The organism is Fischerella sp. PCC 9605 (assembly GCF_000517105.1).
In the GTDB taxonomy this organism is placed as follows: domain Bacteria; phylum Cyanobacteriota; class Cyanobacteriia; order Cyanobacteriales; family Nostocaceae; genus PCC9605.
Genome location: NZ_KI912149.1, coordinates 1,009,086 through 1,017,845 on the forward strand (window position 1 = coordinate 1,009,086; position 8,760 = coordinate 1,017,845).

Below are 8,760 nucleotides of genomic sequence, written 5' to 3' on the forward strand. Positions count from 1 at the left end.
TTAAATAATGAAATTTTATTATCAACTCGCACCAGCACTAATTGGAGTCACAATCGCCCTTGTGCAAACGCAAGTGGCTGTAGCACTATCGCCAACTGAGGTGAATAATATTGCTAAACAAGTCACAGTGTTGATTCAAAGTAAAAAACCAAAATATGGTTCCGGGGTGATTATCAAGAAACAGGGCAATACTTACACCGTCCTTACGGCTGCTCATGTGGTTGAAGCAACAGATAATTACGAAATTATTACCTCTGATGGTAAAAGTTATGCAGTTAGCTACAGCAATGTGAAACAACTGCCAGGAGTAGACTTAGCTGTGGTGCAGTTTACTAGCGGTCAAAATTACACTGTAGCAAAAATAGGCAACTCTGACAGCAGTACAGAAGGCACAACTGCTTATGTGGCTGGGTTCCCTGCACCAACATTTGCCATTAATCAGTCAATTTATACTTTTAGCGATGGGAAGATTACTGCTAATGCCTCAAAACCATTGCGCGATGGCTATGCCTTAGTTTACGACAATAATACCTCAGAGGGTATGAGTGGTGGTGCAGTTTTGAATGAAAAGGGTGAACTGATTGGAGTTCACGGTAGAGCAGATTTAGATACCAAAGAAACCAAAACAGGCTTTAATTTAGGCATTCCCATCAATACATTTTTGCGACTGTCGGCAAAAGCTACGGTAGATGTGGAAGTCTCTGCTCCTAATACTCAATTAGCTACAGCACCCAAAGCTGATGACTTTTACATTCAGGCTGGGGATAAGTATCAAAAGGGAAACTATAAAGGAGCGATCGCCGATTACACTCAAGCAATTCGTCTCAATCCCAACTATGACAAAGCCTATAATGACCGGGGTGTAGCCCGCAGACGATTAGGAGACAAGCAAGGGGCTATAGCTGATTACAACAGAGCCCTCAAAATTAATCCCAACAATGCCGAAGCCTACGTCAACCGGGGTAATGTCGGCTCCAATTTGGGAGACAAGCAAGGGGCTATAGCTGATTACAACAGAGCCCTCAAAATTAATCCCAACTTTGCCCAAGCTTACTACAACCGGGGTTTAGCTCGCATACGATTAGGAGACAAGCAAGGAGCGATCGCTGATTACAACAGAGCCCTCAAAATTAATCCCAACTTTGCTCTAGCCTACAACAACCGGGGTGTAGTCCGCGCTCAATTGGGAGATTATCAAGCAGCGATCGCTGATTTCAACAATGCCATCAAAATTAATCCCAAAGATGCCGATGCCTACTACAACCGGGGTAATGCCCGCAACGATTTAGGAGACAAGCAAGGAGCTATTGCTGATTTCAACTCTGCTCTCAAAATTAATCCCAACGATGCCCAAGCATACTACAACCGGGGTAATCGCCGCAATGATTTGGGAGAGTTGCAAGGAGCGATCGCTGATTACACTCAAGCAATTCGTCTCAATCCCAACTATGACAAAGCCTATAATGACCGGGGTGTAGCCCGCTTCCTTTTGGGAGACAAGCAAGGGGCTATTGCTGATTACAACTCTGCTCTCAAAATTAATCCCAACTCTGCCCTAGCTTACTACAACCGGGGTAATGCCCGCGCTCAATTGGGAGACAACCAAGGGGCTATTGCTGATTACAACAGAGCCCTCAAAATTAATCCCAACAATGCCGAAGCCTATGTCAACCGGGGTAATGCCCGCACCCAACAAGGAGACAACCAAGGGGCTATTGCTGATTACAACTCTGCTCTCAAAATTAATCCCAACTTTGCCCTAGTTTACTACACCAGGGGTCTAGTCCGCGGACTATCAAAAGATTTGCAAGGGGCGATCGCTGATTGGCAAAAAGCCGCTGAACTGTTTCGACAACAAGGAAATACACAGTGGTACCAAGAAACGCTGGAGTTAATTAAGAAGTATCAGCAGTAAACAGGTGAGGAGATATAAGGACGCGGGGATAAGGGAAAGAGCAACTGATGATCGCAATAAACCGAGTGGAAATTAAATAATGAAATTTTATTATCAACTCGCACCAGCACTAATTGGAGTCACAATCGCCCTTGTGCAAACGCAAGTGGCTGTAGCACTATCGCCAACTGAGGTGAATAATATTGCTAAACAAGTCACAGTGCTGATTCAAAGTAAAAAGCCAAAGTACGGTTCCGGGGTAATTATCAAGAAACAGGGTAATACTTACACCGTCCTTACGGCTGCTCACGTGGTAGAAGTCAAAGATAATTATGAGATTATTACCCCTAATGGTAAACGTTATGCAGTTAGCTACAGCAGTGTGAAACAATTGCCAGGAGTAGACTTAGCGGTAGTGCAGTTTACCAGCAGTCAAAATTACACTGTGGCGAAGATCGGCAACTCTGACGCTAGCACAGAAGGGACAACTGCTTATGTGGCTGGTTTTCCTGCACCGACGTTTGCAATTAATCAGTCAATTTACATTTTCAGCGATGGGAAGATTACTGCTAATGCCTCAAAACCATTGCGCGATGGTTATAGGTTAGTTTACAGCAATAATACGTTAGAGGGGATGAGTGGTGGTGCAGTCTTGAATGAAAAGGGTGAACTAATAGGAATTCACGGTAGAGCAGACTTAGATACGAAAGAAAATAAAACAGGATTTAATTTAGGCATTCCCATCAAATCCTTTTTAGGACTGTCAGCAAAAGCTGCGGTAGATGCGGGAGTCTCTGCTCCTAACACTCAAGTAGCGACAGCACCCAAAGCAGATGACTTTTACATTCAGGCTGGGGATAAGTATAAAAAGGGAGACTATGAAGGAGCAATTGAAGATTACAACCAAGCGCTACAAGTTAAATCCCAAATATGCTACTGCTTACTTTCAACGGGGTCTTGCCTTACTACGTATTCAAGATGAGACCAATGCAGTCAAAAATTTCCAGAAAGCCGCAGACCTTTATTTTGAAGAAGGCAAGAAAGCTGATGGTTTACATAAGTCAGGGACTTGTTCGTGCAACCTTAAAAGATTATCAGGGAGCGATCGCTGCTTATAATCAAAGCATTAAACTCAATCCCACAGCCGAAGCCTACTACCACCGGGCTGAAATCCGCATGATATTGGGAGACGGTGATGGATCTCTTGCGGATCAAGTTGAAGCAATTGCCAGCCTTGGCAAATATAGCCAAGGCTGGACTGGAATGATCAGGAAGGCTGCTGAGGGGTTCTCTAAACTCCAGTAACCTACAACAACCGGGGTAATGCCCGCTACTATTTGGGAGACAAGCAAGGGGCAATTGCTGATTTGCAGAAAGCTGCTGAATTGTTTCGACAACAAGGAAACACACAGTTGTACCAAGAAGCGCTGGAGTTAATTAGAAAATATCAGCAGTAGACAGGTAGGGAGATAGGGAGGTGGTGCGATTATCTCTTGCAAAAGATATAGGTTCAAGCTTGAAACGAGAAATGCCGACTTCAGAACCTCAAACTCCAAGCTTAAAACGAGAAATTCCGAGTTTGGAACCTGAAACTTCAGATTTGAAATGAGAAATTCCAGCTTCAGAACCTCAAACTCCGAGGTTGAAACAAGAAATTTCAGCTTCAGAACCTCAAACTCCGAGGTTGAAACAAGAAATTTCAGCTTCAGAACCTCAAACTTCAGATTTGAAATGAGAAATTCCAGCTTCAGAACTTGAAACTCGACGAAAAACAAGTTCCCCGACTTCTCAACAAAAGTCGGGGAACTGTGGGTTTAGGGTGAAGTGTGCGATCGCATCCACCTCAATCAAGTAAGCGATCGCACTCTCGCAAATAAAATCTACACTGTTACCGGGTCAACTACTATAATCCCTTCTACTGCATAGCGGGTGAAATCACTTGTATTAAATGTCAAGATATGAGTTACACCGTTTGCTTTCATACTAGCAACAAGGCGAGCATCATGCACTTGCACACCTGAGACACTGTATGTAACCACAAGCCGACACCACTCAGGATAAATCGTAGGTGTATCAGGCAATAATGGAAACAGACGCTCAATTATTTGCAATAGTCGATTTGCATACGTTGGTGTTAACCCTAATCCGTTTTTTGCTGCTGGTCTTGTAGCAACGTTCCAAAATTCTATACAGTTTTGCGGTGTAATTGTCAGTTGCTCCCCTTTGCCTATGAGTTTCTTTCTAACATTTCTGACGATTAGATTTAGGCTAGAGTTGCGATCCACAAAGCGCAGTAAGAAGTTAGTGTCTACAACGTATATCACAGTTAGGGACAATCCTCATAAATACCTTCACGACTTACTGCATAATCTGAAAGTGTTGGTAAATTTGCTCCAGTGTATAATTCAAACTCATCTAATAACTTATCTATACTTGCTTCTAATTCATCTTCATCCCCCAATTCCTCATCGTTAAATTGATTAGGTATTTGTTCCAGCAATGCTTCTACCGTTGGTGCAAACGCATCAGCCAATAGCTGTCGAATGCTTTGGGCGTCGCGACGTATAATACTTTCTCGTAGTTTTTGCTCTAATTCAGGTGATAATTGCAGGGTTATGGTTGTCATATCTTAGAGAGTACAGCTGAACTTTTTTTCATGTTATCAAGGTAATCAACCGTCATCGTTGGGAATAACTTTCTGCGATCGCCATTCACATCCTGATAACTTGCACCAGTTGCAGTATCGGGAGGCGGAGCCTCCAAAACCTAGTTACCAGGTTGAACCTGGTAACGAGAATAAATGAGAGGTGATAAGTTAGGGATCTGTGTGTTTGGTGTAGAGTGTGCGATCGCCAGAAGATTACCTCATTGAGCATCAGAAGTTTCAGAGTTAATTTCTAATGATTTCACCATTGTGTCTGCGGTTGGCAAAAACTTATCGTAAATATCTTTTTCTGCTGTGTAGATAATTGCGTAAGCTTTACCTTCTTTCAAAGTAAACACTTGCAAATTTTTTAAACTGTAGTCCCTATCTTTTACGGTAAAGACTAATTATTTCCCTGATTTATTTGCAAAATTCCTGTTACTTGTATTCTCAATCTTCCCTGCTGCTTGATTTTCAATTTCCTGAATTGAGGAATCGCTATATTCATTTAACGTCCCTGAAAAATCTTCAACAGTTATTGTCACCTTTTCTTGGAATTTGTCTGCACTACTTTCTGTTGGTGACAAAAACGCAACCACTTCACCAGTAATAGGGTTGTTTATCTCTTGTTTTTCCCAGCTTTGTGGATATTTCATTTTTATCCCCAAAGCAGAATTTTGATATATTAAGAAATTCTCGGCAGGTTTTTTGCTTGGCAGAAATATAATACTTGTGCCAAGTGCTGCTACTATTGGCAGTCCAATTAGAAGTTTTTTCGTGAAAATTTTCTGATATGTTAGTGTAGAGCCAGAGATTGACGTTTTTGAAGCCTGTGGTGTTGTTAAGGTAGCGGGTAGTAGCACCCTTAAAGCTTGCAAAGCTTCTTCTGCTGATTGGTAGCGATCGCGAAAATCATAACGCACCATTTGGTCTAAAATATCTGCTAGTTCTTGGCGAACTTGCGCTTGATTGCGCCAAATAATTTCACCTGTATTAGTATCTTTTGATAATTGAAGTGGAGGTATTCCTGTTAAAGCTTGAATACCAATGATTCCTACTGCATAAATATCGCTTCTAAAATCTGGATGACCATTAGATTGTTCGCTAGGCATATAACCAGCAGTACCAATGGCAACAGTTTTATGCTTTTGCCCCTGAGAATTAACTATTTGGGTACTAATTTGTTTAACCGCGCCAAAGTCAATCAGTACAATTTTGCCATCTTGCCGTCGTATTATATTTGATGGTTTGATATCTCGGTGAATAACGCCTTGTTGATGAACAAAGATTAAAACTTCCAGAATATCTTGTAAAAGTTTAAATACATAAGCTTCACTCAGCTTTTTACTCGGAAGCAATTCTTTGCTCAGGTCATGACCTTCGATGTATTCTTGAACCAAATAGAATTCCTGATTTTCCTCAAAGTGAGCCAAAAGTCGGGGGATTTGGTCATGCTTTCCTAAGTTTTCTAGTATTTCTGCTTCTTGGTTAAAAAGACGTCGTGCTTCCTGTAAGGTGTATGGGTCGGTAGCTTTTGGTTTAAACTGCTTAACAACGCACTTAGGATTCCCTGGCCGTTGTATATCTTCGGCTAAGAAAGTAACACTAAACCCTCCTTCGCCTATTTGTTGGAGAATTTGGTAGCGTCCACCAAGCTTTTGACCCACTATTACAGTCGCCATAGGTACTGGAAGTTACCACTTTATTTGATATTGATTTTCGCACAGAATTAAACTTGCTGATATATACAGAATCTTTAAAGAAGTACACGATTAACCTATGAAACTCAGCCTGTGCATGATTGTTAAAGATGAAGAAAAAGCACTACCCAAATGCTTGGGCAGCGTCAAAAATGTGGTAGATGAAATGGTAGTGCTAGATACGGGTTCTAGCGATCGCACTCCGCACATTGCCCAGAAGTTTGGTGCGAAAGTGTACCATTTTCAATGGTGTAATGATTTCAGTGCTGCTCGGAATGAAGCTCTAAAATATGTCACAGGTGAATGGGTTCTAGTCTTAGATGCAGATGAAAGACTATCGCAAAAAATTATACCGCAGTTGCGAGAGGTAATCGAAAGGGAAGAATATCTACTGATTAACCTCGTCCGCCAAGAAGTAGGAGCGGTACAATCTCCCTATTCCCTGGTTTCCCGTCTATTTCGCAATCATCCAGAAATTCGTTTTTCCCGTCCTTACCACGCCTTAGTAGATGATAGCGCCACCGAGATTTTATGCCAAGAACCTCACTGGCAGATAGGTTATTTGCAAGGCGTAGCAATTCTGCATTCAGGCTATCAAAAAAATACCATTACCCAAAACAACAAACACACCAAAGCACAAGCAGCGATGGAAGAATTTCTCGCTACTCATCCCAATGACCCTTATGTTTGCAGTAAGTTAGGGGCATTGTATGTAGAAACTGGGAAAATATCTGAAGGTGTGGAGTTATTGACCAGAGGAATCAGTGCTGTTGAAGAAAACTACGATATTTTGTACGAACTTTACTATCATTTAGGCATTGCCTACAGTCGCTTGCAAAATCCCAAACAAGCTATTGCCCACTATCAAGCGGCAATCAAATTGCCCATTTACCCTATGCTTAAGCTAGGAGCATACAATAATTTGGGCAACTTACTCAAAGCCACTGGAGATTTAAAAAGTGCAAAGACTGCTTACGAAACAGCTTTGAAGATTGACCCCACCTTTGCCACGGGACATTACAATTTGGGAATGACTTTCAAAGCAATGGGTTTATTTACAGATGCGATCGCATCTTATCAAAAAGCAATTCAGTTAAATCCCAACTACGCAGATGCATATCAAAATTTAGGGGTTGTGCTGCTGAAACTAGGCAATTTACAGGCTAGTTTAACTGCATTTCGCATGGCGATCGCTCTGCATGAAAAACAAAATCCCCAAGAGGCGCAGCGACTGCGGCAAGGATTGCATGAGATGGGGTTGATTTAGGAGGAGGAGATTGGGTATCGGGGATTGGGGAACTCGGGGCCCCCACAACCACCGGGAGTGGGGATTAGGGGCAATGGGGATTGGGAATAAGTGAAAATTATGAATGATGAATACTGAATGCTAAAAATTTCATAATTCATAATTCATAATTCATAATTTTTATGCCCCAGTCCCTCAAATATGGGTAATCCATCCTGAAATACCAACAATTCTCCTGGCTGAATTGGCGTCCAGACTTCGTTGTCAGTCAGAGGAGTGGTAGCAATAACCGCTACGCGATCGCTAGGTGTGGTCAATTCACTAAAATCTACAGTCACGTCTTCGTCAATCAAGTGGGCAGCAGCAAATGGCGCTTGCCGTACAATGTAGCAGAGTTTGGTTGAACAGTGAGTAAAAAAGTGTTCTCCATTTGTTAATAAGTAATTAAACACACCTATTGAAGAAATTTTGTCAGTTATTTCTCTTAAGACGGAGTACAATTCTTCCAGAGAAGGTTCACCAAAAGGAAAGCGCTCTCGCAAAGTTTCCAATATCAGGCAAAAAGCTTTTTCACTATCGGTATTGCCCACAGGTTGGAAAGACTGCAAGCCAAGGGGATTAAAATTTGGTAAATCGCCATTGTGGGCAAACACCCAATATCGTCCCCACAGTTCGCGACGGAAGGGATGGCAGTTTTCTAGAGCAATTTCACCCTGAGTCGCTTTGCGGATGTGGGCAATCACATGAGTCGAGTGGATGGGATAGTGTCGCACAAACTCTGCTATGGGAGAACTAACAGAGGATTTGGCGTCTATGAAAATCCGACATCCCTTTCCTTCAAAAAAAGCAATGCCCCAACCATCGCGATGGTCGTCAGTTTTTCCTCCCCGTGCCGCAAATCCGCTAAAACTGAAGCAAATATCTGTCGGCACATTACAGTTCATACCCAACAATTGACACATGACGGTTGCAGTTCTGAACCTGGACTTGCCTGTGGGATTAAGATACCTTAGAATGCGTCAATTTGTCTGATGCGATCGCTTCAATATCAAGATTTATAAGAATGGCTGGCTGAAAACCCTTGATAAACAGCAACAAAGTTGCGAATTTCGTGCTTTAGACAGGGGTTATATCTGATTAAATTATAAATAACAACAACAACAACAGCGTAGCTGATATGAAGTTTTATCACTACGCTGTTTTCATATCTATACAAAATAATCTTTTACATCTATAATGTAAACAACGATATTGAGAGTAAGTGAGGATGAAAGTC

11 protein-coding genes are annotated in these 8,760 nt (G+C 42.0%); 5 read left to right on the forward strand and 6 right to left on the reverse strand.

All coding sequences use genetic code 11. The features are described from left to right. Positions 1-7: 7 nt before the first annotated feature. The 4 genes from FIS9605_RS0119315 to FIS9605_RS42830 all read left to right on the forward strand — a co-directional run bounded on the left by FIS9605_RS0119315 (position 8) and on the right by FIS9605_RS42830 (position 3,351). Positions 8-1,915 carry a serine protease gene (locus FIS9605_RS0119315; protein WP_026734069.1) on the forward strand — a complete coding sequence of 636 codons (1,908 nt, stop codon included), beginning with the start codon at positions 8-10 and terminating at the stop codon, positions 1,913-1,915. A gap of 79 nt (positions 1,916-1,994) precedes the next feature. After that, entirely contained in the window at positions 1,995-2,876 is an 882-nt protein-coding gene (locus tag FIS9605_RS37500; protein ID WP_051470071.1) for a S1 family peptidase, read from the forward strand. Positions 2,877-2,881: 5 nt separating this feature from the next. Beyond that, positions 2,882-3,199 carry a tetratricopeptide repeat protein gene (locus FIS9605_RS42825; protein ID WP_051470072.1) on the forward strand — a complete coding sequence of 106 codons (318 nt, stop codon included), beginning with the start codon at positions 2,882-2,884 and terminating at the stop codon, positions 3,197-3,199. Positions 3,200-3,231: 32 nt separating this feature from the next. After that, entirely contained in the window at positions 3,232-3,351 is a 120-nt protein-coding gene (locus tag FIS9605_RS42830) for a hypothetical protein (protein ID WP_155960463.1), read from the forward strand. Positions 3,352-3,774: 423 nt separating this feature from the next. Here FIS9605_RS42830 and FIS9605_RS0119345 read toward each other — a convergent pair whose 3' ends face one another. The 5 genes from FIS9605_RS0119345 to FIS9605_RS37510 form a co-directional block, all read right to left on the reverse strand. Next, the gene (locus tag FIS9605_RS0119345; protein ID WP_026734070.1) at positions 3,775-4,218 is read right to left on the reverse strand and encodes a type II toxin-antitoxin system VapC family toxin; all 444 of its coding nucleotides are present in this window, start codon (positions 4,216-4,218) and stop codon (positions 3,775-3,777) included. Positions 4,219-4,220: 2 nt separating this feature from the next. Next, positions 4,221-4,520, reverse strand: a complete 300-nt coding sequence (locus tag FIS9605_RS0119350; protein WP_026734071.1) for a hypothetical protein — start codon at positions 4,518-4,520, stop codon at positions 4,221-4,223. Continuing rightward, a complete protein-coding gene (locus tag FIS9605_RS44150; protein ID WP_197036081.1) occupies positions 4,517-4,657 on the reverse strand; it encodes a hypothetical protein in 141 nt (46 codons plus the stop codon). The genes FIS9605_RS0119350 and FIS9605_RS44150 overlap by 4 nt, the downstream gene beginning before the upstream one ends. A gap of 102 nt (positions 4,658-4,759) precedes the next feature. Beyond that, a complete protein-coding gene (locus FIS9605_RS46430) occupies positions 4,760-4,897 on the reverse strand; it encodes a hypothetical protein (RefSeq protein WP_331280965.1) in 138 nt (45 codons plus the stop codon). A gap of 48 nt (positions 4,898-4,945) precedes the next feature. Further along, positions 4,946-6,220, reverse strand: coding sequence for a serine/threonine-protein kinase (locus tag FIS9605_RS37510; protein ID WP_331280966.1), 1,275 nt, complete (start codon positions 6,218-6,220; stop codon positions 4,946-4,948). Positions 6,221-6,335: 115 nt separating this feature from the next. Between FIS9605_RS37510 and FIS9605_RS0119360 the strand changes: the two genes are divergently transcribed. Next, positions 6,336-7,505, forward strand: coding sequence for a tetratricopeptide repeat protein (locus FIS9605_RS0119360; RefSeq protein WP_026734072.1), 1,170 nt, complete (start codon positions 6,336-6,338; stop codon positions 7,503-7,505). Between the two features lie 143 nt (positions 7,506-7,648). On the opposite strand, the gene FIS9605_RS0119365 is transcribed toward FIS9605_RS0119360, so the two are convergent. Beyond that, complete coding sequence (locus tag FIS9605_RS0119365; RefSeq protein ID WP_026734073.1) at positions 7,649-8,446, reverse strand: class II glutamine amidotransferase; 798 nt, start codon at positions 8,444-8,446, stop codon at positions 7,649-7,651. Positions 8,447-8,760 lie beyond the last annotated feature (314 nt).